Origin of the sequence: Rhizobium herbae (assembly GCF_017873135.1) — a bacterium.
In the GTDB taxonomy this organism is placed as follows: domain Bacteria; phylum Pseudomonadota; class Alphaproteobacteria; order Rhizobiales; family Rhizobiaceae; genus Pararhizobium; species Pararhizobium herbae.
Genome location: NZ_JAGGJV010000009.1, coordinates 166,361 through 192,032, shown reverse-complemented (window position 1 = coordinate 192,032; position 25,672 = coordinate 166,361). Strand labels below are relative to the sequence as shown.

Annotated in this window: 23 protein-coding genes; 13 read left to right on the top strand and 10 right to left on the bottom strand. The window is 60.5% G+C overall.

What is annotated here, in order from left to right; translation table 11 throughout:
- Positions 1–8: 8 nt before the first annotated feature.
- The 4 genes from ade to J2Z75_RS23075 all read right to left on the bottom strand — a co-directional run bounded on the left by ade (position 9) and on the right by J2Z75_RS23075 (position 4,897).
- A complete protein-coding gene (gene ade, locus J2Z75_RS23090; protein ID WP_209855156.1) occupies positions 9–1,706 on the bottom strand; it encodes an adenine deaminase in 1,698 nt (565 codons plus the stop codon).
- An 89-nt stretch (positions 1,707–1,795) separates the two neighbouring features.
- Positions 1,796–2,524 (bottom strand): esterase family protein, encoded by a 729-nt coding sequence (locus J2Z75_RS23085; RefSeq protein WP_209855154.1) that lies wholly within the window; start codon positions 2,522–2,524, stop codon positions 1,796–1,798.
- Complete coding sequence (locus J2Z75_RS23080) at positions 2,521–3,486, bottom strand: acetylxylan esterase (protein ID WP_209855152.1); 966 nt, start codon at positions 3,484–3,486, stop codon at positions 2,521–2,523. Before J2Z75_RS23080 ends, J2Z75_RS23085 begins: the two co-directional genes overlap by 4 nt.
- Before the next feature lie 82 nt (positions 3,487–3,568).
- The gene (locus J2Z75_RS23075) at positions 3,569–4,897 is read right to left on the bottom strand and encodes an aspartate aminotransferase family protein (protein WP_209855151.1); all 1,329 of its coding nucleotides are present in this window, start codon (positions 4,895–4,897) and stop codon (positions 3,569–3,571) included.
- Between the two features lie 269 nt (positions 4,898–5,166).
- Here J2Z75_RS23075 and J2Z75_RS23070 point away from each other — a divergent pair, with 269 nt between their 5' ends.
- Positions 5,167–7,434: a glycoside hydrolase family 9 protein gene (locus J2Z75_RS23070; RefSeq protein ID WP_234937514.1), complete on the top strand. Its 2,268-nt coding sequence runs from the start codon at positions 5,167–5,169 to the stop codon at positions 7,432–7,434.
- Positions 7,431–8,576, top strand: a complete 1,146-nt coding sequence (locus J2Z75_RS23065; protein WP_209855149.1) for a Gfo/Idh/MocA family protein — start codon at positions 7,431–7,433, stop codon at positions 8,574–8,576. Before J2Z75_RS23070 ends, J2Z75_RS23065 begins: the two co-directional genes overlap by 4 nt.
- Here J2Z75_RS23065 and J2Z75_RS23060 read toward each other — a convergent pair.
- The 6 genes from J2Z75_RS23060 to J2Z75_RS23035 form a co-directional block, all read right to left on the bottom strand.
- The gene (locus tag J2Z75_RS23060; RefSeq protein ID WP_209855147.1) at positions 8,571–9,647 is read right to left on the bottom strand and encodes a Gfo/Idh/MocA family protein; all 1,077 of its coding nucleotides are present in this window, start codon (positions 9,645–9,647) and stop codon (positions 8,571–8,573) included. The two genes, J2Z75_RS23065 and J2Z75_RS23060, sit on opposite strands and share 6 nt — an antisense overlap.
- 127 nt (positions 9,648–9,774) lie before the next feature.
- The gene (locus tag J2Z75_RS23055; protein ID WP_209855145.1) at positions 9,775–10,116 is read right to left on the bottom strand and encodes an ArsR/SmtB family transcription factor; all 342 of its coding nucleotides are present in this window, start codon (positions 10,114–10,116) and stop codon (positions 9,775–9,777) included.
- Between the two features lie 119 nt (positions 10,117–10,235).
- Complete coding sequence (locus J2Z75_RS23050; protein WP_209855143.1) at positions 10,236–10,979, bottom strand: HugZ family pyridoxamine 5'-phosphate oxidase; 744 nt, start codon at positions 10,977–10,979, stop codon at positions 10,236–10,238.
- An 83-nt stretch (positions 10,980–11,062) separates the two neighbouring features.
- Entirely contained in the window at positions 11,063–12,112 is a 1,050-nt protein-coding gene (gene choV / locus J2Z75_RS23045; protein ID WP_209855141.1) for a choline ABC transporter ATP-binding protein, read from the bottom strand.
- Positions 12,109–12,960 carry a choline ABC transporter permease subunit gene (gene choW, locus J2Z75_RS23040; protein ID WP_209855139.1) on the bottom strand — a complete coding sequence of 284 codons (852 nt, stop codon included), beginning with the start codon at positions 12,958–12,960 and terminating at the stop codon, positions 12,109–12,111. Before choW ends, choV begins: the two co-directional genes overlap by 4 nt.
- 86 nt (positions 12,961–13,046) lie before the next feature.
- Positions 13,047–13,997, bottom strand: coding sequence for a choline ABC transporter substrate-binding protein (locus tag J2Z75_RS23035; protein ID WP_209855136.1), 951 nt, complete (start codon positions 13,995–13,997; stop codon positions 13,047–13,049).
- 244 nt (positions 13,998–14,241) lie between these two features.
- Between J2Z75_RS23035 and J2Z75_RS23030 the strand changes: the two genes are divergently transcribed.
- The 11 genes from J2Z75_RS23030 to J2Z75_RS22980 all read left to right on the top strand — a co-directional run bounded on the left by J2Z75_RS23030 (position 14,242) and on the right by J2Z75_RS22980 (position 25,620).
- Positions 14,242–14,823 carry a thymidine kinase gene (locus J2Z75_RS23030; RefSeq protein WP_209855134.1) on the top strand — a complete coding sequence of 194 codons (582 nt, stop codon included), beginning with the start codon at positions 14,242–14,244 and terminating at the stop codon, positions 14,821–14,823.
- 66 nt (positions 14,824–14,889) lie between these two features.
- Positions 14,890–15,279, top strand: a complete 390-nt coding sequence (locus tag J2Z75_RS23025) for a c-type cytochrome (RefSeq protein WP_209855324.1) — start codon at positions 14,890–14,892, stop codon at positions 15,277–15,279.
- Positions 15,280–15,444: 165 nt separating this feature from the next.
- Positions 15,445–16,533, top strand: a complete 1,089-nt coding sequence (locus J2Z75_RS23020; RefSeq protein ID WP_209855132.1) for a hypothetical protein — start codon at positions 15,445–15,447, stop codon at positions 16,531–16,533.
- A gap of 197 nt (positions 16,534–16,730) precedes the next feature.
- The gene (locus tag J2Z75_RS23015; RefSeq protein ID WP_209855130.1) at positions 16,731–17,879 is read left to right on the top strand and encodes a hypothetical protein; all 1,149 of its coding nucleotides are present in this window, start codon (positions 16,731–16,733) and stop codon (positions 17,877–17,879) included.
- A gap of 4 nt (positions 17,880–17,883) precedes the next feature.
- The gene (locus J2Z75_RS23010; RefSeq protein WP_209855127.1) at positions 17,884–19,800 is read left to right on the top strand and encodes an AAA family ATPase; all 1,917 of its coding nucleotides are present in this window, start codon (positions 17,884–17,886) and stop codon (positions 19,798–19,800) included.
- Between the two features lie 75 nt (positions 19,801–19,875).
- Positions 19,876–20,109, top strand: a complete 234-nt coding sequence (gene relB, locus J2Z75_RS23005; RefSeq protein WP_209855125.1) for a type II toxin-antitoxin system RelB family antitoxin — start codon at positions 19,876–19,878, stop codon at positions 20,107–20,109.
- Positions 20,093–20,362, top strand: a complete 270-nt coding sequence (locus J2Z75_RS23000) for a type II toxin-antitoxin system RelE family toxin (protein WP_209855123.1) — start codon at positions 20,093–20,095, stop codon at positions 20,360–20,362. Before relB ends, J2Z75_RS23000 begins: the two co-directional genes overlap by 17 nt.
- Positions 20,363–20,413: 51 nt before the next feature.
- A complete protein-coding gene (locus J2Z75_RS22995) occupies positions 20,414–21,715 on the top strand; it encodes a DUF6638 family protein (RefSeq protein WP_209855121.1) in 1,302 nt (433 codons plus the stop codon).
- Positions 21,708–22,835: a DUF2333 family protein gene (locus J2Z75_RS22990; protein ID WP_209855119.1), complete on the top strand. Its 1,128-nt coding sequence runs from the start codon at positions 21,708–21,710 to the stop codon at positions 22,833–22,835. The genes J2Z75_RS22995 and J2Z75_RS22990 overlap by 8 nt, the downstream gene beginning before the upstream one ends.
- Before the next feature lie 45 nt (positions 22,836–22,880).
- The gene (locus J2Z75_RS22985; protein ID WP_209855117.1) at positions 22,881–23,786 is read left to right on the top strand and encodes a COG3904 family protein; all 906 of its coding nucleotides are present in this window, start codon (positions 22,881–22,883) and stop codon (positions 23,784–23,786) included.
- A 154-nt stretch (positions 23,787–23,940) separates the two neighbouring features.
- Positions 23,941–25,620 (top strand): formate--tetrahydrofolate ligase, encoded by a 1,680-nt coding sequence (locus J2Z75_RS22980; RefSeq protein WP_209855115.1) that lies wholly within the window; start codon positions 23,941–23,943, stop codon positions 25,618–25,620.
- The last annotated feature ends 52 nt before the right edge of the window (positions 25,621–25,672 follow it).

The following is a 25,672-nucleotide window of genomic DNA, read 5'->3' as shown; positions in this document are numbered from 1 at the left end:
AAATATTCTCACCCGATCAGCGCAAACTTGTCGACATCCACGAGACCCATATCCGAAATCTTCAGGTGCGGGATGACCGGCAGGGGCAGGAACGCCAGTTGCAGGAACGGTTCCTGCAGCGTTGCACCCAGCGCGAAGGCGGCCTCGCGCAGGTGGTGCAGCGTATCGCGCACGCTTTCATAGGGCTCAAGGCTCATCAGGCCGGCAACGGGCAGCGAGATTTCGCCGGTCACCTTGCCGTCCTCGACCACGACGAAGCCGCCCTTGATCTCACCGAGGCGATTGGCGGCCAGCGCCATGTCGTCCTCGTTGACGCCGACGACGCAGATGTTGTGGCTGTCATGGCCGACGGTCGAGGCGATGGCGCCCTTCTTCAGGCCGAAGCCCTGGACGAAGCCGTTGGCGTGGTTGCCGTTGATGCCGTGGCGCTCGATGACGGCGACCTTGATGATGTCGCGGCCGAGATCGACGCCGGCCTGATTGCCCGAAGCCGGCAGCTTGAAGCGGCGATGTTCGGTGATGATCTTGCCGGGCAGCACGCCGATGACCGACGTCTCGCCCTCGGCATAGGGCACGCCGAAATCGGCGGCATTGACATGACCGGCCTTGACGCTGTCGAGGCCGACGGGGGCAACGGCGCGGCGGGTGTCAAACAGGTCGTCCGTGACGAGACGGCCGCCGGCAAAGACCTTTTCGGCCTTGCCGTTTTCGAGGCTGTCGATCACCACCAGATCGGCCCGCCATCCCGGAGCGACGAGGCCGCGGTCGCGCAGGCCAAAGGCGCGCGCGGCCGAAATCGAGGCAGCGCGGTAGACCACCAGGGGCTCCACGCCTTGGGTGATCGCCTCGCGGATCATGTAGTCGAGATGCCCCTGTTCGGCGATATCCAGCGGATTGCGGTCGTCGGTGCAGAGCGCCAGAAACGGCGACAGGCGCTCGGTGAGGATCGGCATCAGCGCATGCAGATCCTTGGAGACCGAGCCTTCGCGGACAAGGATATGCATGCCCTTGCGGATCTTTTCGAGGGCCTCTTCAGCTGTCGTGCATTCGTGGTCGGTGCGGATGCCGGTGGACAGATAGCCGTTCAGATCGAGCCCGCGCAGCAGCGGCGCATGTCCGTCGATATGACCGCCCTGAAAGGCTTCGAGCTTGGCGAGGCAAATCGGGTCCTTGTGGATGACGCCCGGGAAGTTCATGAATTCCGCAAGGCCAATGACCTTTTCATGATCGCGGAACGGCAGCAGTTTTTCGATCGGCAGGTTGGCGCCGGACGTTTCCAGGTGCGTCGCCGGCACGCAGCTCGACAGCTGTACGCGGATATCCATGATGGTTTCGAGTGCGCTATCGAGGAAGAATTGGATGCCTTCGGTGCCGAGCACATTGGCGATCTCGTGCGGGTCGCAGATCACCGTCGTCACACCATAGGGCAGAACACAGCGATCAAATTCATGCGGCGTGACCAGCGAGGATTCGATGTGCAGATGCGTGTCGATGAAACCGGGAACGACGATCTTGCCGGTGATGTCGATCTCGCGGGCGCCCGCGTAGGTTCCGCAGGTGCCGACGATGCGGTCGCCGCAGATGGCGATGTCCGAGGCCACAAGATCGCCGGTGACGAGATCGAAGAAGCGGCCCCCCTTGAGCACGATCTCGGCGGGTATGCGACCTGTGCCCTGGTCGATGAGGTCGGGGAGAGTTGGACGCATTATGGGCTCCTGTTCAGATTGAGGCACCATAGCGGGGAGGGTGGCCCTGATGGAAGGCGCAAGCCATCCAAAACTGCCAAAGATGTCATTCAGATGTACAAGGCGGCCATCTTGCGCCAGGCGGAGCCACGATGGGCCCGGCCATCCCAGCGGTGCAGCTGGTGGCGGACACCTCTTTCTGTCAACAGATGGGTCAAATGGAGATTGTTGTCGAGAAACGGATCGGCATCGCCGATGGTCAGCACGATATCGACCTGGCGCAGCCTGTCCAGCTGCCACTCGCAGGTGAGGCCCGGCAGGAAATGTGTCGGGGTGTGGAAATAGATTTCGTCGTCGTAGTAGCCCTGGAACAGGTTGCCGAAGGATTCGACCTGCATGGTCAAATCGTAGCGTCCGGAGAAGGCCACGAGTTTGCGAAACAGATGCGGATGCCGGAACACCAGGCTGGCGGCCTGGAAGGCCCCAAGACTGCATCCGTGCACAATGGTGCAGCCATTCGGGTTCTTCTGCGCCATCAGCGGCAGCACTTCGTTGAGGACGTAATCCTCGAGTGCTGCATGGCGGCGAATGCGCGCGGCGGGATGGCGATGGCCGTCGTAGAAGCTTTCATTGGCCAGCCCCTCGATGCAATAGAGCTGAAGGTGGCCGGCCTCGATCTTGTCGGCGAGGCTGGCGACCACGCCGAGCTGTTCATATTCCCAGAAACGTCCGTCACGCGTCGGAAACATCAGTACCTTCGAGCCGGCATGGCCAAAGACCAGCAGCTCCATATCACGATGGAGTCGCGGACTGTACCAGCGGTGATATTCGCGGTTCATGGTGTCCTGAAGAATTGCCCGACTTTTGCCATTAGCGCAGCATGCTGCGCTTCTGCTTCAGGATAATCGAAATGCCCGGCGTCTAGGATGAAGATTTCATTATAATTTGATTTCGGCAGGGCATTCGCCACCGAAAATTGGCAGGGCGGTGCGACGGCCGGGTCGAACAGGGCAACCGCCATCAGCATGGGTATCCGGATGCGCGATGCCGCCGTTGCCGCGTCGAAGAAACGCAGCGTCTCCAGCACATCGGGATGTCTTCTTCGATAGGCCTGGACGGACGCGGCGCTGCCTATGGTCGTAAGGGTCAACCAGAGTGGGCGGTTGCCGAATGTCGGAACGATCAGATGGCCGCGATCGATGCGTGTGTCGAAGGGGATGGCCAGCGCGCCGATGCCGCCGCCAAAGCTGATGCCGCTGTAGCCAATCCGGCCATCGGTCTGTGGAAAAATTGCCGCCAGCGCGGATACGGCCACCCAGAGATCCTCGACACAGCCGCCGATGACATAGCGCTCCGGCTTGTCGATATCACACAGGACATGCCAGGCGGCATCCGGCGATATCGGTTTGCGGGCGCTTCGCGACAGGCCGCGAAAGCAGGGAAACAGGATCGCCGTCTCCTCGACGGGAATGTCGTAGTCCGGCGCATCCCGCCCGCCATAGCCGTGACCGACGACAAGCCCGCGCCGCACCGGGCCATCGCGCGGTACTAGCAGCCAGCCACCGATCAAAAAGCCGTCCGTCGATGTGTAGGTGATGTCACGGACCAGCCAGTTCGGATGGCTGGTCGCGCTTTCGCTGATCGTCGGCTTGGGGTCCACTGTCAGCGCATGGGCATAGCGACCGCCCCAGAAGGTATCGAAACCGGCCGGCACCTCGGGCGGAACGATCGCCAGAAGCGCGTCAAGTGTCATCCCGTAGGTCGGGTCGAACTCGAAGGGATGGCGTGTCGGTATGCTCACGGAATGTTCGTTTCACTTATAAAAAAAACGGCTGCGAAACTGTTCGCCCGACAGCCGGTTCCCATCGCCTTCAGAGGCTCAGTCAGATGTTGCTCTCCAACACCTTGCGAATACCGTCGATCAGTTCGTCGATCTCGGCCTTTGAGATAATCAGTGGTGGCGAAAGGGCGATGATGTCGCCGGTGGTGCGGATCAGGTAGCCGCTTTCATAGGCCTTCAGGAAGGCCGAGAAGGCGCGCTTGGTCGGCTCGCCGGCAATCGGCGCCAGTTCGATGGCACCGATCAGGCCGATGTTGCGGATGTCGATGACATGCGGGCAATCGCGCAGCGAATGCAGCGCGTCGCCCCAGTAGGACGCAAGCTCGGCACCGCGGGTCAAAAGGCCTTCGTCGCGGTAGGTGTCGAGGGTGCCGAGAGCCGCGGCGCAGGCGATCGGATTGCCGGAATAGGTGTAGCCGTGGAAGAACTCGATCATGTGCTCCGGACCGCTCATGAAGGCATCATGGATTTCAGCGGTGACGAACACCGCACCCATCGGGATGACGCCGTTGGTGAGGCCCTTGGCGGTGACGATCATGTCCGGCTTGACGTCGAAATATTGCGCCGCGAACGGCGTTCCGAGACGGCCGTAGCCGGTGATGACTTCGTCGAAGATCAACAGGATGCCATGCTTGGTGCAGATCTCGCGCAGTTTCTGCAGATAACCCTTCGGCGGGATGAGGACGCCGGTGGAGCCTGCGACCGGCTCGACGATGACGGCGGCGATGGTCGAGGCGTCATGCAGCGTGACGATGCGTTCCAGTTCGGTCGCGATGTCGCCGCCATGTTCCGGCTCGCCCTTGGTGAAGGCGTTCTTTTCCGGCAGGTGGGTGTGCGGCATGTGATCGACGCCGGAGAGCAGCGTGCCGAACATCTTGCGGTTGGAAACGATGCCTCCGACGGAGATGCCGCCGAAATTGACGCCGTGATAGCCGCGCTCGCGGCCGATCAGGCGGGTTCGCGAACCCTGGCCCTTCACCTTGTGATAGGCCAGCGCTACCTTTAGCGCGGTCTCGACCGATTCAGAGCCCGAATTGGTGTAGAGGACATGCTCCATGCCGTCGGGCGCGATGTCGATGAGGCGGTTTGCCAGTTCGAAGGCCTTGGGATGGCCGAGCTGGAAGGCGGGGGCATAGTCGAGCTCGCCCGCCTGTTCGCGGATGGCTTCGGTGATCAGGGGGCGGCAGTGGCCGGCGTTCACGCACCAGAGGCCCGCGGTTCCGTCAAGCACCTGGCGGCCGTCGTGTGTGGTGTAGTGCATGTCCTTCGCCTTGACGAACATGCGCGGTTCTTTCTTGTACTGCCGGTTGGCCGTAAAGGGCATCCAGAAGGCGCTGAGATCGTTGGGCGTGGCATTGAGGCGGTTCGACATCGTATTCTCCGTGGCGTTTTTTATGTCTGGCGGCCAAGTCCAGATGGATGAGGTGAATCTTTACCTGCCGGTCAAACTATCAGGGCGCCTTTCCGGGTCAAGTCTTGGCCCAGCAACGACCGAACGGGTTTCCGGGCTGGCGAAAGTCGAGAATCCTTCGGGCGGAAACATTTGGAAACAAGGCTTGCAGCCCTGTCTTTTCCGAAGTTTAACCTGTTTGCAGCAGAGTGGCGCCGCGTTCCCCGAAACCCGGGCTCAGGATAGAGACCTTGCCAAAAATTCCAGCCAGCCTCGTGCTCGCGCTCTTCGTTTGCCTCACCGGGCCGGCGGGCGCGGCCGACATGATTGCCGATGGTGCCTTTGAAAAGGGACAGGACGGCTTCTGGGCCACCGGCGGCGTTGCCTTGTCGCGTGAACGCGGCAAACTGTGCGCGGACGTCGAGGCTGGCGGCGAGCCCTGGGACCGGTTGCTCGGTGTCAACGACCTGGAGTTTTCACCGGGTACATCCTACCGTGTGACGGTGGCGATGGAAGCCAGGGAACGGCATTCCTTTCCAATCATGGTTCAACGCAATGCGGAGCCGTGGACAGCGCAGGCGACGTTCAACGCCGAGACCAAAGCGGGAAAGGCGGAGTTTTCAGCCGTTTTCCAGGCGACGGAAGCCGAGCCGGCGCAGATCATTTTCCAGTTGGGGGGAGCGGAAAAGTCCTGGCGCGTCTGCCTCGACGACGTGGCGATAAACGAGGCGAAATCCGACGAGATCACGTCGGCTGCCAGGGACGCGATGCACGCCCTGCCGGCGCTGGTCAACCAGGCAGGCTATTTCCTCGATGGACCGAAGCGGGCGACGATCCTGTCGGACGCCGCCGAGCCGCTGCCATTCAAGCTTGAAGATGCGGCGGGCATGGTGGTCGGCGAGGGCGTGGCGGCGCCTGCCGGCTTTGACGAAACGGTTGGCGCAGACACCCAGATCGCCGATTTCTCGGCCTTTGCAACCGCTGGCGAGGGGTACCGCCTGATCGTCGGCGACAAGAAGAGTTATCCATTCTCTGTCGGCCATGATGTCTACGGTAAATTGCGCGTCGACGCGCTGTCATGGTTCTATCCGCAGCGCAGCGGCATCAAGATCAAGGGGGACATCGCCGGCGAAGCCTATGCCCGTCCTGCCGGGCATGTGCAGGAGAGCCCGAACCGGGGCGATAGCCAGGTCACCTGCCTTACCGGCAAGGTGGCCGCAAAGCTCTACGGCAAGGACTGGACGTGCGACTACACACTCGACGTGTCCGGCGGCTGGTACGACGCGGGCGACCAGGGCAAATACGTGGTCAACGGCGGTATTGCCGTGGCACAGCTTCTCGGCACGTTCGAACGGGGCCTGGTCTACGGCAAGGGTGCGTCGCCGGTTATGAGCGACAGCCTGTCGCGCATCCCGGAGAACGGCAACGGTATTCCCGACATTCTGGACGAGGCACGTTGGGAACTCGAATTCCTGATGAAGATGATGGTGCCCGACGGCCAGCCGCTGGCCGGTATGGTGCATCACAAGGTTCACGATACGAAATGGACCGAGGTACCTATGCCGCCGCATCTCGATCCGGAGCTGCGCGCCCTGCATCGTCCGTCGACGGCAGCAACGCTCAATCTCGCCGCCACTGCCGCGCAAGGCGCGCGGCTTTTTGCGTCGTATGATGAAGTGTTTTCCAAGCAACTCCTGGCCGCGGCGCAAAAGGCCTGGCTGGCCGCTGCCGCCAATCCGGTTCTCTATGCGCCGGATTCGGATGGCCATCAGGGTGGCGGTGACTATGGCGACACCGATATCACCGATGAAACCTACTGGGCCGCCGCCGAGCTTTATATCACCACGGGCGAGGCCAAATATCTGACGACGTTGAAAGCCTCGACCTATTGGGCGGGGCCGGTCTTTCCTGCCGTCGGCGCCTTCGACTGGCGCAGCGTCGCGGGTCTCGGCCGTCTCGACCTCGCACTTTACGGCGATAATCTTCCCGAAGACGACAAGGCGATGATCCGCGCATCGGTGGTGTCCGCCGCCAAAAACTTCATCGGCCTGCAGAAGAAGGAGCCGTTCGGGCATATCTACCGGCCGGCCGACAATCGCTATGACTGGGGATCAAACCAGCTCATCCTGCAGAACATGATCGTCGTTTCGGCCGGCTATGACCTGACGGGCGAGCGACCGTTTCTCGACAGCGTGCGCGAAAGCATGGACTATATCTTCGGGCGGAATGCGATGAACATCTCCTATGTCACGGGTTACGGCAGCGTTTTTGCGAAGAACCAGCACAGCCGCTGGTATGCCCATCAGATCGACGATGCATTGCCCAATCCTCCCGTCGGTACCCTGGCTGGCGGGCCGAATTCGACGCTGGTCGACGATGTCGCCAAGGCACGTCTCAAGGGCTGCCGGCCGCAGACCTGCTATATAGACGACATCATGTCCTGGGGGACGAACGAGATGACGATCAACTGGAACGCGCCCCTGGTCTACATCGCGTCCTTCCTGGCGGATGCGCGATGAGCGGACGGACGGGCATCGCTTTCATTGGCACGGGTTTCGTTGCCGACTATTACATGACGACGCTGGCAAACCATCCGCAATTACGGCTGGCCGGTGTCTGGGATGTCGATCCCGCCCGGCTGCGCCAGTTCAGCGACTATTGGAAGGTCCGCGCCTTTGCCTCGGCCGATGAAGCCTTCGCCGATCCTGCCGTTGCCATCGTCGTCAACCTGACGCCACCGGAAAGCCATCACGCCGTCAACAAGGCGGCGCTGCTTGCGGGAAAGCATGTCTATTGCGAGAAGCCGCTGGCGATGACGGTGGACGAGGCGCGCGAATTGGTCGGTCTCGCAGCGGAGAATGGGTTGATCCTGGCGGGCGCACCGGCCAATGCGCTCAGCGACGCCCGCGCCCATTGCGCCGACATCCTTGCCTCCAGTGTCATCGGCACGCCGCGCCTTGCCTATGCCGAAATGGAGGACGGGCCGGTCTTTCTCGACAAATGGCAGGAATGGCGCAGCCGCTCGGGCGCGAAATGGCCGGCCGTCCATGAATTCGAGATCGGTTGCACCTTGGAGCATGCCGGCTATGCGACAAGCTGGCTCGTATCGCTGTTCGGGCCGGTGGCCAATGTCGCGGCCTTTTCGGCGCTCACCTTTCCGAACAAGGGGCCGGGGACCGAAGCCCTCGCGCTCGGGCCGGATTTTTCCGTCGGTTGCCTGACCTTCCGGTCGGGTCTTGTCGCGCGTCTGACAAGTGGACTTGCGGCACCCAGGGATCGGTCGCTGACGATCGTCGGCGACAAGGGGACGATCGTCGTGCGCGATCTCTGGGACAATCGCTCGCCGATCCATGTCGAACTGGCAGGCGCCGGACGGCCGCTGTTGCATCGCCTGATCGAGCGTCTCGAATGGCAGTTTCAGCGGAAATTCCCGTTTCGTCTCACCGCCGGAAAGTCCGTATCCTATCCGCACGCTGCGGAGAAAAGCGTCCTCCCGGCCTATCCGTCGCAGATCGATTTCGTGCGCGGCATCGCGGTGCAGGCGGACGCGATCAGGACAGGCACCAAGCCGTTCTTTTCCGGCGAGACCGCGCTGCATCTGACGGATATCGTGCTGGCGCTCAACGCCGGCAGGCGGGATCATACGCCGACCGCGCTATGATGCGCGCTGCGCCAGAATGGTTTCGATGATGTCGAGGGCAGCGATGCTGGCGCCAAGCGGCATCAGCGGGTGCTCGCGCTTTCCCTCCAATATGGCCTTGCTTGCAGCTTCGATCTCGAACTGCAGCCCACTGCCGGGAAATCCGTGTTCGTGGACCGTGAGGCCGGGCAGGGGCAATCTGCGCGCAATTTTGCTGATGGCACGAGACAGGCGGCCGGAACGGGGTGGTGCCGCGACGTAGTTGGCAAGACGATTTCTCGTCACCAGGATACGGTTTGCTCGCAGAAAAGGCGCATCAATGACGAGTCTGCCCGCCTCGCCTTCGATGATGAAGCGATTGCCACCATTGCGATCGAAGCCGCAGGAGATTGATGCTTCGAAGGCGCCGAAGCCAAGCCGGATGTCTGCCGACATATCGACGCCCGTGGGCGCTGCAAGCCAGCGACCTGCGATCGATTGCGGAGAGCCGAACAGCGCCAGCACCAGCGCGATCGGATAGATGCCTAGGTCGAGAAGAGAGCCGCCGCCGAGCACTTGCGAAAAAAAGCGGCTGTTGCCGTCGAAGGTCTTTGCATAGGCAAGCTCGGCGCGGATGCCGGTGATTGCGCCGATGGTATTGTCTGCCAGAAGGCTGCGCACCCGGTCGATCGCCGGCAGGAAGACGGTCCAGAGACCTTCCATCGCGAAGGTCTGCTGGTTTGCTGCCAGTTCGGCAAGCGATCGCGCCTGCGCGGCCATTGTGACAAGCGGCTTTTCGATGAGAACAGGTTTTCCTGCGTTCAACAGCGTCCATGCCTGGTCGAAATGAGCGGTATTCGGCGTGGCCAGGTAGACGGCGTCAACCAGAGGGTCACCGGCCAGGGCCTCGATATCCGCGATGATGCGAAGGGGGCCGACGCGTTGCGAAAAATTGGTGGCGGCTTCGACCGTCCGTGAACACACGGCAACAAGCTCGGCATTTTCAGCCAGCCGGATGTCGTCGGCAAAGGTCGAGGCGATTGCGCCTGTCCCAAGCACGGCCCATTTGACGGTCGCTGCGGCCGCCAGCCGGTTTTTGTCTGTCGTGTCCATGGCGCAGATACTGCATGCCAAGTCTCAAAGGCGCGTAAACGTGAAGGATGGATGCCGCGGCAATGATGCTTCAAGGCAAGGTCCACGGTCTGGACAGTTCGGGGCCGGCACGCGGCCCCGAACTGTATCAGGCGGTACGGCGCTGGGCGACGCGTTCGGTCGCGCTGCTTTCGTCGCCGTAGATATCCTTCAGTGTTTTCAATACTTTCAGGACGGCATCCGAAGAACTCGAATAGTAGATCGTCTGCGCATCCCTACGGGTGGTGACGAGATTCTGGGCACGCAGTTTCGAGAGATGTTGCGACAGGGCAGACTGGCTGAGGCCGACCTGGTTTGCCAAGGCGCCGACAGCCATTTCCTCGTTCACCAGTGAACTGAGAATCAGCAGACGCTTCGGGTTGGCCATAGCCGACAGAAACTCCGCAGCTATTTCAGCCTTACCGTGTTTCTGAGGAGAGATCGTTTGCATTCGGTACTCCATGCGAAGTTCACATCACGCTTGGTTATGAATGTGAATATGAGATAATTAGACGTGATGAATAAAAGGACAACCTCCCACTACAAGAATTCGGGGTAGGTGAGGGTTAGTTAACCGTAAAGTTTTACCAGCATTGTCCGTAACTCCCCCTCAGATTGTAGGGGTTGCTCATATTCCAGTCGCTTCAGCTGGTCGCCCGACGCCAGATCGATCCCGGCGGCATCGAGGCCGCAGATTCGCCAGCCCGTGCCCTTTGCTTTGCAATAGGCCTTTGCATATCTGTTTGCCGCATCGGAATGGTCGGTGTTCATGTGGACGATCGCCCGGGTTTCCATCGCGGCAAGATCGTCGATTGCCGGAGAGCGGATGAGCAGGTCCTCGCCGTCAAGCGCATAGGCCCGGCCGAAGCCGCCATTGAGGCTGGCCTTCAGCGGCGTGAGCCGCAAAAAGGCGAAATCCGGGAAATCGACATAGAGCTGCGCTTTCGGATGGCGGCGGATGAAGCGCTCGCGGATGCGCGTATGGGGTGGGCTGTCGCGCTCGACCTTTTCCGCCTCGCACTGGACTGTCAGCCGGGCATGGGCGAGCGGATCGCCCTTACCGATTTCGCCTGTCAGCAGCGAGCAGCGGCTATCGGCGGCGAGCGCCTGCGTATGTGTCGACAGGGCGGAGACCAGAATGACCGGCGTCCCGTCGGTATCGATGCCGAGGAGCACACGGCTGACGAAGGGAAAACCGCTGCTTCCCGGTTCAATGACGGCGATGGCGGCGTGGCGAGCCGAGCGCAGCAGAACGCGGGCAAGCCTGCGTGCCTCGTCGTCTGTTTCGCGCAGGACGGAAGGTTTGTCGGCCATCGGCTTTGCCTCGTGTTCGAATGCGAAACGCCCGGAACGATTGCGTCCGGGCGTCACTTATAGCGGCATTCAGGCTCGACCGGTCAACTCTTGTTGCGGTGCCTCGTCAGGCCTTCCACGACGTTCTGGGCGTTGATGGTGCCGACGATGGCCCCATTTTCGACGACGCCGATGCTGCCGGGTTGACGCGACATGGCATCGAGAATGTCGATCAGCGGCGTTGTCGGCTTGGCGGTCGCCGAGACGCCGGCGGCGCTGTCGGTGCGGTTGACACCCTGGCTCATGACGTCCATCGCGGTCAGCATGGTGATCGGGTTCATGTGCTGGACGAAATCGGCGACATATTGGTTGGCCGGGTTCTTGACGATATCCTGCGGCGTGCCGCACTGGATGATGCGTCCGCCTTCCATGATGGCGATGCGGTTGCCGATGCGGAAGGCTTCGTCGAGATCGTGGCTGACGAACAGGATGGTCTTTTTCAGCCGCCGCTGGAATTCCAGCAGTTCGTCCTGAAGCCGGGTCCGGATCAGCGGATCGAGCGCCGAGAATGGCTCATCCATCAGAAGGATCGGTGCGCCGGTGGCAAAGGCGCGGGCCAAGCCGACACGCTGCTGCATGCCGCCGGAGAGTTCCTTGACCTGGCGGCCGGCCCATTTCGTCAGGTTGACCAGTTCCAGCTGTTCGGCGACACGATCCTTGCGTTCCTTGTCCGGCACGCCGGCAAGTTCCAGCCCGAAGCCGACATTGTCCTCGACGGTGCGCCAGGGCAGCAATGCGAATTGCTGGAACACCATCGAGACATCATGCATGCGGAAGTCGCGCAGCGACTTGGCACTGGTCTTGTACGGATTGATCATTCCGTGCCCGGTCTTCACCTGCACTTCGCCGCGCACGACCGGCGCCAGGCCATTGACGGCGCGCAGCAGGGTCGACTTGCCCGAGCCAGACAGTCCCATCAGCACGAGGATTTCGCCCTCAGTGATGGTCAGCGATGCGTCGGCGACGCCGAGCACCAGCCCGGTCGCAGCGCCGATTTCGTCGCGGGTCTTGCCCTGATCGACCATGGCGATGGCGGCTTCCGGCTTGTTGCCGAAGATGATGTCGACATTCTTGAAAACGACGGCTTCGGTCATGCGCCTTCTCCTTCATCGGACGAACGGAACAGGCGGTCGAGAATGATCGCGAGAATGACGATACAGAGGCCGGATTCAAAGCCCATGGCGATGTTGACCGTATTCAGCGCCCGCACCACGGGAACGCCCAGACCGGCTGCGCCGACAAGCGCCGAGATGACCACCATCGACAGCGACAGCATGATGGTCTGCGTCAGGCCGGCCATGATCTGCGGCATGGCAAACGGCAGTTCGATCTTGCGCAGGACCTGCGATGGCGTCGCGCCAAAGGAGACCGCCGCCTCCACCAGCGATGGCGGCGTCGAGATGATGCCGAGGCGGGTGAGCCGGATCGGTGCCGGAATGGCGAAGATCACTGTTGCGATCAGGCCCGGCACCATGCCGAGGCCGAACAGAACAAGGGCCGGTATCAGATAGACGAAGGTCGGGATCGTCTGCATCAGGTCGAGGATCGGCCGCATCACGGCGTAAACCCAGGCACGCCGTGCCGCGGCAATGCCGAGCGGAATACCGACGGCCATGCTGACCGCGCTGGCGGCCAGGACCAGGGCCAGCGTTTCAGTCGTTGCTTTCCAGTAGCCGAGATTGATGATCAAGAGCAGGCCCAGCAGCGTGAACACCGTGACGCCAATGGAGCGGCGGAACCAGTAGGACGCTGCCGTCACCACGGCCACCACGATCAGCGGGTGCGGCGTCTGCAATATCCAGAGGATAATGTTGACGACACCCGACAGCAGGGCGGACAGGTGATCGAAAAAGCTTTCGAAATTGGTGGTCAGCCAGGTGAAGAAATCCTTCGCCCAGCGGCCAATGGGGATGCGTCTTTCAGGGTCGGTGAGCCATTCCACGGAGATTCGCCTGGTTCTTGAGGTCGATGATGGGGCGGATGTGCTTTTAAAAAAGGCGGGGACTCTGCCCCGCCTTCGTCTGTCGATCAGAGACCGAGCGCGGTTTTGACCGCTGGCAGACCTTCGCCGCCGTCCTTCGTGGTGACACCGGCGAGCCAGGGGTCGATCGCCGTCGGATTGGCCTTCAGCCATGCGGTCGCAGCGGCTTCCGGATCCTGGCCATCATTGAGAATCTTGCCCATGATCTCGTTTTCCATCGGAAGCGAGAATTTCAGGTTGGTGATCAGCTTGCCGACATTCGGGCATTCGGTGGTGTAGCCGGCGCGAACATTGGTGAACACGGTGGCGCCGCCAAAGTTGGGGCCGAAGATATCGTCGCCGCCGGACAGGTATGTCAGCTTGAAATTGGCATTCATCGGATGGGGCTCCCAACCGAGGAAGACGACCGGAGCGCCGTCTTTCTCGGTGCGGGCAACCTGCGCCAGCATGCCCTGTTCCGAGGATTCCACAACTTCGAAGCCCTTGAGGCCGAAGGTGTCCTTGTCGATCATGTCGATGATCAGGCGGTTGCCGTCATTGCCCGGCTCGATGCCGTAGATCTTGCCTTCCAGTTCGTCCTTGTGGGCGGCGATATCCTTGAAATCCTTGATGCCGAGTTCGGCACCCTTGGCGTTGGTCGCCAGCGTGTACTTGGCGCCCTCAAGGTTCGGACCGAAGGATTCGACCGACTTGTCGTCGAGGAAGGGACGAACGTCATTTTCCTGTGTCGGCATCCAATTGCCGAGGAAGACGTCGATGTCCTTGTTTTTCAGCGACTGGTAGGTGACCGGTACCGACAGGACCTTGATGTCCGTCGCGTAGCCAAGGCCCTTGAGGATGGTGGAAACAGTCGCGGTGGTCGCGGTAATGTCGGTCCAGCCGACATCGGCGAACCGCACGGTGCCACAGCTTTCCGGCTCGGCGGCATTGGCGTTCGCAGTCAGCGCGGCCAGCGATACGGCTGCGGTCAGCATGAATTTCAGTGTCAGTCTGTTCATCGTTATCATTCCCCTGCTTTTGTGATTTAGCCAATCACCAAATGTCCGCCAATTCAAGCGCCCTGGTGTTGCCTGCGATTGTATTGGCACATTCGCCGGACACGCCCGCGTAAAACGACGCGGGATGTCGCATTGCTCATGTTCTGCCGCCTGCCCTCGATTTTCTGTGACTTTTGCGCTTGCGCTCTGGCCTTCCTCGCCCGGTCTGTTCATGAACAATCGACAGCATACAGAAGAGGACGCCATGGCAAAACTGTATTTCAGCTACGCCACCATGAACGCCGGCAAATCGACCCTGCTCCTGCAGGCGTCCTATAATTACCGCGAGCGCGGCATGCGCACGGTCATCCTGATCGCCGCCTTCGACGACCGGGCGGGTAAAGGGAGGGTGTCCTCGCGCATCGGGCTCAGCGAGGATGGCATCTCCTTCCATCACGATGACGACCTTTATGCCCTGATCGAACGGCTGCATGCCGAAGAGACGATCGCCTGCGTTTTCGTCGACGAAGCCCAATTCCTCGGTGAAGATCAGGTCTGGCAACTGGCGCGCATCGCCGATCGCATCGGCATTCCCGTGATGGCCTACGGGTTGCGCACGGATTTCCAGGGCAAGCTCTTTCCCGGCTCGATGGCGCTGCTGGCGATCGCCGACGAGATGCGCGAAGTTCGCACGATCTGCCATTGCGGCCGCAAGGCGACCATGGTGGCGCGAATGGATGCCGAGGGCAACATCGTGCGCGAAGGCGCCCAGGTCGATGTCGGCGGCAACGAGAAATACGTGGTCTATTGCCGCCGCCATTGGGAAGACAAGATGAACGAGGGCTGAGGCGGGCTATCGCCGGGTGGCTGTGCCGTGCCATGATGGCGGCGATCCTGTCCACGTTCGGGGAAGCTGTCCATGTCTCTGCGTTTCGTTTCACTCAGCCTTTTTCTCTGTCTTGGAGCGGGCCTTGCCCACGCCGCCGGCGATGCGGAGGCTGGCGCGCAGGTCTTCAAGAAATGTGGCGTCTGCCATACCGCGAGCGAGCCCGTGAACAGGGTCGGCCCGAGCCTGATGGGCGTCATCGGCCGTCCGGTTGCAACCTTTGCGGGCTATAGCTACTCAAGCGCCATGAAAGCCTTTGGCGAGGATGGCAAGGTCTGGAGCGAGGACGAGCTTTCGGAATATCTTCTCAGCCCGAAGGCGATGGTTCCCGGCACGAAGATGACCTTTCCGGGGCTGAAGAAACCGCAGGATATAGAAAACGTCATTGCTTATTTAAAGACGACGGCTACGAAATAGGGTGTTCCCCGAAAGGCAGGTTGCCGGCGAGGGGGTGTGCAACTGAAAATCAACGGTTGAAGCCCTTGTGCTTCAAATCACCGCTCCCATTATATAAGCTGATGTCACGACTGAATAATTAAGCTGCGCGGTACGTCTGCACCGGAGCAACCAGGGGGAAAACCGATGGCGACACTTCAGAATTTTGAGAGCGAAATCGAGAAAACGCGCGGCATCGTCGAACAGATGCGCGGCAAGATGAATCAGTCGGCTGTCGTGCTCGACCAGTTCGCCAAGTCCGATACCAAACTGGGCGACGCGAATTTCGATATCGAGAATGCCCGCATCCAGGACGTCATCAACCAGCAGAAGGTGATGGAAGGCAACATTGCCGACCTGATCATCGGCCTGGAAGACGCCACCAACGTTTTCGGCGCCGAATTCGAGAGCATGAAGAGCTATACCGGTTACGAGAAGTTCATCGGCATTTTTTCCAAGCAGAGCGCGCAGCGCATGCGCACCGACCGCGTCCGCAACATGTCGCTCGCCGGCAATCTGCAGGAGTTGCTTTCCAAATCCGATACGATCGTCGGTATCCTGAAGGAACAGAAGGGCGTTCTCGACCAGCGCTACAAGACCTCGGAGGCAAGCCTGCTGCAGGTGATCGAGCGCCGCAAGGGCACGATGGCAAACCTGCAGGACACCCAGAAGCGGATCGAGGAACTGAACCCGCTTCTGATGGACATCGAGAACAGGATTGCTGCCTCCACCGACCAGATTTCCCGCACCCAGCTCGAAGGTGAGCGTTCGGTATTGGCGACCGAATACAACGAGAAGCAGGCCAAGGAGCAGGAACTCCTGGCCGAGAGCCAGACCTACGAGCGCTACACCTCGATGTTCCAGACCTTCGTCGACAGCCTCAACAACCAGATCGCCGCGCAGAATACGCTGATCAACAAGCTGACGATCGATACCGAGCAGCGCATCGTACTCTACAAGGCGCTGGAAGATTCGCTGAAGACGGCGGCCCAACAGGACGTCGCCCACAAGATCAACACGCTCGGCAGCCAGGTCGATACGGCGGCGGAAGAAACCATGGCCGGCATCGGCTCGGCCTCGCAGCGGCACATCGGCGATCTCCTGGAAATGCACGAGAAGAACATGCTCTCGACGCAGGACATCCAGCGCCGCAAGAAGCTCGCCGACGACGCGTTCGCGCGGCGGTTCCAGGCGGTGATGGACAAGCACAATTCGGCGAATTACGTGAAATCGTGATTGTCGTCCACGATGATGCCGTTTGATCGAAAGTGGGATGGGTTGTTCCATTCTAGCCGCATGGCGGCTTCTACCTCCCCCTTGAGGGGGGAGGTCGCGCGGAACGCGCGGGTGGGGGTGACAGTTGGATGTCGCGGAAGGTCACCCCGCCCCGGAGCTTCGCTCCCACCCTCCCCCTCAAGGGGAGGGTGGACATCATGAACGCCGCATCAGAAGGCGCCGTCGGCCAGTATTTTGCCTCGATCCGGGCAGCGCTCGGCGGGCTTGAGATTTTTCTGGGTGATCGCAACTCGCCGCTTTATCGCAACACGGTGGTGGGCGAGGTAGTCGTGCCCTATCTGGCGCGGCTGAAGGCGTCGTTCTCCTGCTGGGAAAACCGCATCGGCTTCATCGAGCAGTTCCGGATTTCACGGGCGGAAAGCGGCTTTCCGGTGTTCCAGAATGTGCTGGAACTGGAAAACGATCGGCAATCGGCCGAAAAGCGGCTGTCTGGCATTCCGGTCGCAGACGCGCTGCGACAGGAAATGGCCGATTTCATCCTGCGCCAGAAAGCATTTCCGACGGAGCTGCAGTCACGCATGGCCGAGCGGCTCTATCTCGAGCAGATCGGCAAGGGCGATATCTTCTCGCCCTTCATCATGCCCGAGACGATCCGCGTTGCCGTCAATCCGAAGACCATGCGTCCTTATTACGTCGTCTGCTGGGGCGCCTTCGATGGCGCAAGCACCTTGCCCATGGTCTATATGGCCACGATCGAGGATTCCTCGGAAAAGATCGCCAAGCTGCTGGTGACGCCGGACGGCAAGCTTAATCCGGAGACGGACATTCCGTTGCCGATCGGCGGACTTCTCAATCCGGAATTTGCCAGCCGTTTCGACGATTTTGCGCTGAAGAACAGCGCCTACTCGCTGACGCCGGTGACGATCGCCACCAATCTCGACAAGGATTTTCCGGAACTGCATCCCAAGCAGCTGCGGCGCATCGTGCTTGGACCGTTCTACTCGGCTGGCATTACCGAGAACAATGCCAAGATCAACGACATCCTCTCCAAGGTCCGCAAGACCGAAAACGCCTGGCTTCTGACCTGGACGGTGCAGGAAGTGTTTTCCAAGGCCGAACGGCCGGCCCAGCGCGGTTTTTTCTCGTCGACGCCGGCGTCGGAAGAGTTCCATATCGATACCGACAATCTCGAAGCGACGCGCATGGGCGTCAGCTCCTACGAGAAGCACGCTTTGGTGCCGCACGACGCTTACCAGGCGCTCTATGCCGCTGGCGATGCGGCGCAGGTGTTCGGCGACTACAAGGTGCATGTGATTTCCGGAAACCAGGTCATCAGCGAGGTGTAGGACAATGTCACTGAACGCGGGCTTGACGACGCTGCATGAGGACGACATTGCCAAACATCAGGCGGTGGCGCAGGGATTGGTCACCCGGCTGATCATTCTGGAGGCGGACGATCCGTCCGCGGGAACGGCGCTGGCCGGGACCGGCCGCCGCTTCGTTTCCACGGTCTCGACCGGCGGCCAGCGACGCACCCGCGAGGTGGAGCTGATAAAGACCATTCAGTCGGTACGGTCAGCCGATCCGCTGATGTCTCCGGCCCAGCATACGCTGCTCTATCGTTCGCGGCGCGGCGTCCAGGTGGCGCTTGCCGTCGCCGATGTGTTTGCCCGCCAGAGCAATCTGGAAGGGCTGCAATCGCGCAACGCGACCGCGCCGCTATCGGGCGAGGATGCCACCCAGTTCAAGGCGCTTCTGTCGGCATCGGCCTATATCGCTGCCTTCACCTTCGCGGCCTATCTCGGCGCGACGCTTGCAGGCGAGGGCGAGCCGGTCGAGGACGGAACGGAGCCGGATTTCCTGTTCGACACGCCGCAGGATGCGCTGAAAGGCATGATCTCGGCCTTGGACAAGACCATCGCCGGTGCACCGGACGATGCGGCGCTGACCAGCCGGGCGCGGGCTTTTGCCCGGCTTGCCATCGAGGGGCTGATCGGCCGCAAGGCGCGGTTCACCGGGCTTGCGAGCTTCGAGAACGTCCATATCCGCCTCGATCAGGACGATTTCACGCTCAACGGCTTCGATGTGGCGCCGGGGCAGAAGCGCAAGCCTCTGGTGATGACCTTCAAGAAGCCGGAAGAGATCATCGGCAACCACATCGCCAAATATCAGGCGCTGAAGCTCGCCAAGATGCTGATGGCCTATGACTTCGACCGGCAGATGAACCCGTTCGTCGAACTCGGCGGGTTCCTCTTCACCTTCATCGGCGACGGCATGCCGGGGACCGGCAAGACGATCCTGATCCAGATGCTGGCCGGTCTGCTCAACGACTACTGCGAGATCGCCGGTTATGCCTTCCACTACGAGAATTTCGGCGTCGACCAGATCTCCTCCTATCAGGGAAAATCGGGGCAGAACTGCAAGGAATTCGTCAACAACGTCATCAATCCGCGCGCCATCGGTTTCGGAACAATCGACGATGTCGACCAGGTGGCGGCCAAGCGCTCGGACGACCGGGCGTCTGCCGGCCAGCACGAGGTGACGGCGGTGCTGATGGAAAGCTTTGCCGGCGCTTCGACGGTGATCCGCGGCAACTGCACCTTCGGCATGTTCTCCAACTATCCCGAGAACGTCGATGACGCCCTGCGGCAGCGCGCCGGCGCCCGTTGGCTGGTCGATGGGCCGCAGTCGGAAGGCGATTATATCGACATCTTCGCCATGCTGGTCGGCAAGAATCACAAGATCCCGCTTGGAGAACACCAGCTGTTTGCCGGCCAGGAGATCAAAAAGGCCGTCTCGCAATCCTACGCAGAACATGCCCGTCCGAAGGAAGAGGGCTTGCTTGCCGTCTGGGAGCGCTACGAGAAGGAGGAAGGCAGGATCGAGACATTGGCCGATGTCGGCTCCTATCTGCACATGATCAAGGAGGCGGAGCCGCGCTTTACGGGCCGGGCGATCAAGAACATCACCGATGCGGTCAAGATGCGGGCGATGGACGTGGAACTGCCCGACGACTGGTTCGTCGCGCCGGAAGCTTTCATGCACAAGGCGTATGACGAGAAGAAGGCGATGATCGAGGAGCTGCGCGGGCCGATTACGCTCGACATGGTGATGCAGGAGATCAACCGCTACGCTGACAGCGAATTCCGCTACACCGACAAATCCGACGATGCGGCAGTGACAGATATCATCCGCCGGGAGCGCCAGAGGGAGAAGGCGATCCGCGAGATCGAGGCGATGAAGGCGGACGGGCGGTGGCAGGGGTAGGGCTGCCAAACGGTTCTGGAAGTCGAACCCTGACCATGCTATATGGTATACACGTATCCCACATGGAAAATTGTCATGGCCAAGCAAACGGCAATCCGTCTCCCCGACGAGACTTATGAAAGATTGCAGGCTCTCGCTGCTCGCACGGGACGGACGGCGACGTTCTATATCCGGCAGGCGATCGAGGAGCATCTGGAAGATCTCGAGGACATCTATCTTGCAGAGCAGGAACTCGAACGCGTCCGGCGTGGGGAAAGCCGTATCTACACGTTGAAGGAAGTCGAGGACGAATTTGGCTTGGGAGATTGAATTCACCGAAGGTGCCAAGAAGCAATTAAGCAATCTAGGGTATTCCGAGGCCAAGCGCGTTCGCGATTTTCTTTTCAAGAGAGTTGCCGCACATCAAAATCCCAGAATTCTTGGTGCAGCACTTCAGGGTTCAGAACTGGGTGGATACTGGCGGTACCGCTTGGGGGATTACCGTATAATCTGCGAGATTCATGATGAGCGGGTTGTGGTCTTGGTCGTTGGAATTGGGCATCGCCGTGAAATCTATTCGTAACATTCTGGTGAGCCAGACTTTGTCGCCATCCGCTCATCGCATGGTTTTTGGATGAAACTTCTCCTCGAAGCCGAACTCATCTATGGACGCCTGCTCGAAATCTCCGAGCCGCATCTGATCGCGCGCTATAACAAGGCACTCCAGGGCTTCGGTCTTCGCCCGACGGCGCTGCCGTCCTTCCAGATCGACATGACCGGGTTTTCGCCGGAGATCGCCGATGAACTGGGCGATCGTGACTATCTCGACCCCAATCGCGTCAACCGCCGCTTCATCATCATGACGCCGGACCAGGAAGAACTGCCGGTCGTTCATACGAGCTTCTCCAATACCGCCGCGCTGATGCACGAGTTTTTCGCCGCCAATACCCGCGCAATCAATGCGGTGACGATCAAGGATGCGCTGTACGGCGAGATCGAGGATTCGGTATCGGTCGTCAATGATATCGACGACCTCTTGTCGATCAACGAAGTTCGCTTTCGCGTGCTGTCGGCCGAGGACATGCTCGGCAAGGCGGCCGAACTGCGCACCCTCGTTGACCGGCTGAAGACCGTGCCGACCGCCTGGGCTGACGATGCGTTGCTCAATCGGATGGTCGAGCTTGCCAGGATCACCGGCGATATCCGCGAGAATGCACTGGTGCCGGACAAGCTGGTCTTCCGTCATGATGCCTTCTGGGCCAATCATTTCGGCGGCGTCTATGTCTTTCTGGATGAAAAGACGACGACGGTGATCTGCGATCCGTCGGTGCCAGGCTTTCGCCGGTCGCGGCCCTGGCAGGTCGGTTATATCAGCCTGTCTGACCACCAGCGCATCTACGAGTTCCTGGCATCGACCAACCGGCTGCAATTGCCGCAGGCATCCTGGGTGGAGAGTTCCGGGCTCTATCAGCACCGCGCGGACATGATCCTGCGCGGACTTGTCAATCAGGCCGACCCGACCACGGATCTCAACGCGATCGATTCGATCTGGCTGCAGACCTGGATGCATCGCAATTCTGCGCTGGTGTCATCGGATGGCGCCTATCCGTTCCTGCAGACCATGCTGCGCACTGTCCTGGCTTCAGGCACCATCAAGATGCAGGACGTGGCGCCGGAAAACCGTTTCCTGCTGGTACGCGCCGCACCGGAACATCCCGATCAATGGCTGACCAACCGCTTGATTTCGCAACTGGTCCCGCGCGATTTTGTCTCCCGCTTCGTCTTTGACAAGCAGGGGTTTTATGCGGCCTATGAACATTATAGTGAAAAGTTCAGGGAATATGTTGTGGCGACGCTGACCGGGACATATCTCAAGGACAAGGTGGCGTTCCGAAAACGCCTTTATGGCCTCAAGGAGGATAACAGCAATGCTTGATCCGATCGTCGCGTTTTTCCAGCGTATATTTGCAGCGATCGGCCGGGGCATTGGCCTGGTGGTGGCCTGGATCCTCTTTCCGTTCATCGCGGTTGCCAACTGGTATCGCGGACGTGCCTGGATCATCAAGGGACCGATCGGCATTGCCCTTCTCGCCCTCATTGGCCTCTATGGCTATTTCTTCTGGCAGACACAGGCCTGGACCAATTTCGATCCGGATTATCCAAACCGCTATAATCTTGCCGGGCGCAAGAACGATGCCGGTCTCCCGGTCAAGGTAGCGGCAGGGCAGACGGCGCCCGCCAATACCTGCGAGCGTTCGGCCATCGTCGACGTGACCGCCGATTTGATCGACTACAACGTCAACCAGAATGCCTGGATCTCGTCGATGATCCTCTACAAGACCGGACTGTTCGGCATGGATTGGGACCAGACGCCGTGGTTCGACAACAAGGCGTCCTTCCAGCGCGGTGTCAACGAGGCGGTACGCCGCACGACGGTCGAACTGGTCGATTCTCTGGTGCGCATGCGCGGCACGTCCGGCATCAATCCGCTGCTGCAGAGCGTGCGCAGCAAGATGCAGTATGAGGAAACCAACTGGTATTTCGGCCTGTCGCCGTTCGGCCCGCTGACGCCGACGCCGTCGCAGTATCGCGCGGCGATGAACGATCTTCGCACCTTCAACGATGAACTGGCGAAATGCTCCGCGACGTTCGATGCGCGCGCCGACAATTTCCTGGAATTCATGGATCGCGTCGCAAGCTCGATCGGCAGCACCTCTGCGATGCTGCGCGAGCGCTCGGAAAACTTCAATGGCGGCTGGTTCGACACGCGGGCGGATGATCGCTTCTGGTTCGCCTACGGCCAGCTTTACGGCTACTACGGCGTGCTGACGGCGGCCGGCGCCGATTTCGACGGGATCATCACCCAGCGCGGTCTGACGCCGATCTGGACCGAAAGCATCAAGCAGCTGCGCGCGGCCCTGCGTATCCAGCCGTTTATCATCTCGAACGGTCAGGAGGATGGCTGGATCATGCCGACCCATCTGGCGACGCTCGGGTTTTATGTCCTGCGGGTCCGCTCGAACCTCGTCGAAATGCGCGACATTCTGGCGAGGTAGCACGTGGATCGGCGGCAGAGGGTTTCGCTGAGAATATTGTCGCAGATGCACGGATGGGTATTCGCGCTGATTGCTCTGTCTGTCCTCGCAATTCCGGCGCCTGCCGGTGCGGCTCAGCCGGACAAGGAGGCCATGGTCTTTTCCATCGTGCGGAATGCGGCGCCCGCATGCGAACCCAATTGTCCGGAATGGATCTTCGCCGAAGGCAAGATCGTCGGCAATTCCCCTTCCGGGCTGAAGCGGATTTTGAAACAGGCGGGGAAGCGGCGGCTTCCCATCCTGATCAATTCGCCCGGCGGCGACGTCGATGCGGCCATCGCCATGGGGCGGATGATCCGGGCGAAAGGACTTGATACCGCGGTGTCTTTAACCCGCTTCAAGGGATGCAAACCGCGCGATCCCGATTGCAAGCTGCTTCCCCAAAATCAGGGCGTCTATTCCGGAAATGCCTATTCCGGGGGTGCGTTCTGTGTTTCGGCCTGTCCGCTGATGCTCGCCGGGGGTATCGAACGCCTCGCCAGCCAGTGGTCCTATGTCGGCGTCCATCAGGTGACGACCGTCTATCGGGAGGCCAAGGTCACCTACCAGACGCGCTATCGGATCGTGAATGGCAAAAAGAAGATTCTCGATCGAACGGTCGCAAGCCGCGGTCCCACCAAAACCCGCACCACAACGAAACTCAGCAAGGCCATGCGAAACAAGCTGGTTGGATATTTCGGCGAGATGGGCATCCGCACCGCTACTCTGGATGCCATGCTGAGTACTCCGGCCAGCGAGATGCGGCAACTCCCCGAAAACGAATTGTTGCAGCTGAAGCTCATCACCCGATCCGGAACGGTCGACATGCTTGTGGCCTCCGCTATCTGCAGGAACGAAGTTCCCGCTGACAACTGCAGGGCGACGATGTCTGTTCAGACGATCCCGGGGCCGGCGAACTCCCCGAAGCCATAGCGAGCATGTTCGCCTGCCATATGCGATTTGTCGCTGAGAAAAGGTGATTTGTCGTTTTTGGCGTACCCGGCGGCAAAGTAGGGTGTGGCCAATACGTTCGCTTCACGCTCATATGCGTCGAGATAAAAAAACGGTGGAAGGGGAGAGACACCATATGGCCGAGGTCAAGTCCGATATCGAAATAGCCCGCGCAGCGACGAAAAAACCGATCCTCGAGATTGGCGCAAAGCTTGGGATCCCGCCCGAACATCTGCTTCCCTACGGCCACGACAAGGCGAAAATCAGCGCCGAATTCATCTCACAACAGAAAGGCAGACAGGACGGCCGGCTGATCCTGGTCACGGCGATCAATCCGACGCCGGCGGGCGAAGGCAAGACGACGACGACCGTCGGTCTCGGCGACGGGCTCAATCGCATTGGTAAGAAGGCGGTCGTCTGCATTCGCGAGGCGTCGCTCGGCCCCTGTTTCGGCGTCAAGGGCGGGGCGGCTGGCGGCGGCTATGCGCAGGTCGTGCCGATGGAGGATATCAACCTCCATTTCACCGGCGACTTCCACGCCATCACGTCCGCTCACAACCTGCTGTCGGCGCTGATCGACAACCACATCTACTGGGGCAACGAGCAGAATATCGACATCCGCCGTATTGCCTGGCGCCGCGTGATGGACATGAACGACCGGGGGCTGCGCCATATCGTCGGCTCGCTTGGCGGCGTTGCCAACGGTTTTCCGCGTGAGACCGGCTTCGATATCACCGTCGCCTCGGAAGTGATGGCTATCCTGTGCCTGTCCACCGATCTCAAGGATCTCGAAAAGCGCCTCGGCGACATCATCATCGCCTATCGGCGCGACAAGACGCCGGTCTTTGCCCGCGATCTCAAGGCCGACGGCGCCATGGCCGTATTGTTGAAGGATGCGATGCAGCCGAATATCGTGCAGACGCTGGAAAACAATCCGGCCTTTGTGCATGGCGGCCCGTTCGCCAATATCGCACACGGTTGCAACTCCGTGGTGGCGACGACGACGGCGTTGAAGCTTGCCGACTATGTCGTCACCGAAGCCGGTTTCGGCGCTGATCTCGGTGCGGAAAAGTTCTTCGACATCAAGTGCCGCAAGGCTGGATTAAAGCCCGATGCAGCGGTGATCGTTGCGACCGCGCGCGCGATGAAGATGAATGGTGGTGTAAAGAAGGAAGATCTCGGCCAGGAGAATGTCGACGCCGTGAAGAAGGGCTGCGCCAATCTCGGCCGCCATGTCCAGAACGTCAAAAAATTCGGTGTGCCGGTGGTCGTCGCGATCAATCATTTCACCTTGGATACCGAGGCCGAGATCCGGGCGATCAAGGACTACGTCGCGACCCTGGGTGCCGAAGCGATCCTTTGCAAACACTGGGAGCAGGGCTCTGCAGGCATGGAGGATCTGGCCCGCAAGGTCGTGGCGCTGGCCGAAAACGGCCGTTCTCAGTTCTCGCCGCTCTATCCCGACGACATGCCGCTGTTCCACAAGATCGAAACCATCGCCAAGGACATCTATCACGCCGGCGAGGTTATCGCCGACAAGTCTGTACGGGATCAACTCCGGATATGGGAAGACCAGGGCTACGGCCACCTGCCGATCTGCATGGCCAAGACACAGTATTCATTCTCAACCGACCCTAATCTGCGCGGCGCGCCGACCGGGCATACCGTGCCCATCCGCGAGGTTCGCCTGTCGGCCGGCGCCGGCTTCGTCGTCGTCATTACCGGCGAGATCATGACCATGCCGGGCCTGCCGAAGGTGCCGTCGTCGGAGAAGATTTTCCTGAACGAGCAGGGTTTTATCGAAGGGCTGTTTTAGGACCAATCATGAGGACCGTGGCATATGCACGGCCCCAGGCCCTCAGCAGCTT

What these genes read in the sequence shown, in the direction of transcription:
- ade (WP_209855156.1), bottom strand. Translation starts at nt 1,706, where the DNA reads ATGCGTCCAACTCTCCCCGACCTCATCGACCAGGGCACAGGTCGCATA.
- J2Z75_RS23085 (WP_209855154.1), bottom strand. Translation starts at nt 2,524, where the DNA reads ATGAACCGCGAATATCACCGCTGGTACAGTCCGCGACTCCATCGTGAT.
- J2Z75_RS23075 (WP_209855151.1), bottom strand. Translation starts at nt 4,897, where the DNA reads ATGTCGAACCGCCTCAATGCCACGCCCAACGATCTCAGCGCCTTCTGG.
- J2Z75_RS23065 (WP_209855149.1), top strand. Translation starts at nt 7,431, where the DNA reads ATGAGCGGACGGACGGGCATCGCTTTCATTGGCACGGGTTTCGTTGCC.
- J2Z75_RS23060 (WP_209855147.1), bottom strand. Translation starts at nt 9,647, where the DNA reads ATGGACACGACAGACAAAAACCGGCTGGCGGCCGCAGCGACCGTCAAA.
- J2Z75_RS23055 (WP_209855145.1), bottom strand. Translation starts at nt 10,116, where the DNA reads ATGCAAACGATCTCTCCTCAGAAACACGGTAAGGCTGAAATAGCTGCG.
- J2Z75_RS23050 (WP_209855143.1), bottom strand. Translation starts at nt 10,979, where the DNA reads ATGGCCGACAAACCTTCCGTCCTGCGCGAAACAGACGACGAGGCACGC.
- choV (WP_209855141.1), bottom strand. Translation starts at nt 12,112, where the DNA reads ATGACCGAAGCCGTCGTTTTCAAGAATGTCGACATCATCTTCGGCAAC.
- J2Z75_RS23035 (WP_209855136.1), bottom strand. Translation starts at nt 13,997, where the DNA reads ATGAACAGACTGACACTGAAATTCATGCTGACCGCAGCCGTATCGCTG.
- J2Z75_RS23030 (WP_209855134.1), top strand. Translation starts at nt 14,242, where the DNA reads ATGGCAAAACTGTATTTCAGCTACGCCACCATGAACGCCGGCAAATCG.
- J2Z75_RS23020 (WP_209855132.1), top strand. Translation starts at nt 15,445, where the DNA reads ATGGCGACACTTCAGAATTTTGAGAGCGAAATCGAGAAAACGCGCGGC.
- J2Z75_RS23015 (WP_209855130.1), top strand. Translation starts at nt 16,731, where the DNA reads ATGAACGCCGCATCAGAAGGCGCCGTCGGCCAGTATTTTGCCTCGATC.
- J2Z75_RS23010 (WP_209855127.1), top strand. Translation starts at nt 17,884, where the DNA reads ATGTCACTGAACGCGGGCTTGACGACGCTGCATGAGGACGACATTGCC.
- relB (WP_209855125.1), top strand. Translation starts at nt 19,876, where the DNA reads ATGGCCAAGCAAACGGCAATCCGTCTCCCCGACGAGACTTATGAAAGA.
- J2Z75_RS22995 (WP_209855121.1), top strand. Translation starts at nt 20,414, where the DNA reads ATGAAACTTCTCCTCGAAGCCGAACTCATCTATGGACGCCTGCTCGAA.
- J2Z75_RS22990 (WP_209855119.1), top strand. Translation starts at nt 21,708, where the DNA reads ATGCTTGATCCGATCGTCGCGTTTTTCCAGCGTATATTTGCAGCGATC.
- J2Z75_RS22985 (WP_209855117.1), top strand. Translation starts at nt 22,881, where the DNA reads ATGCACGGATGGGTATTCGCGCTGATTGCTCTGTCTGTCCTCGCAATT.
- J2Z75_RS22980 (WP_209855115.1), top strand. Translation starts at nt 23,941, where the DNA reads ATGGCCGAGGTCAAGTCCGATATCGAAATAGCCCGCGCAGCGACGAAA.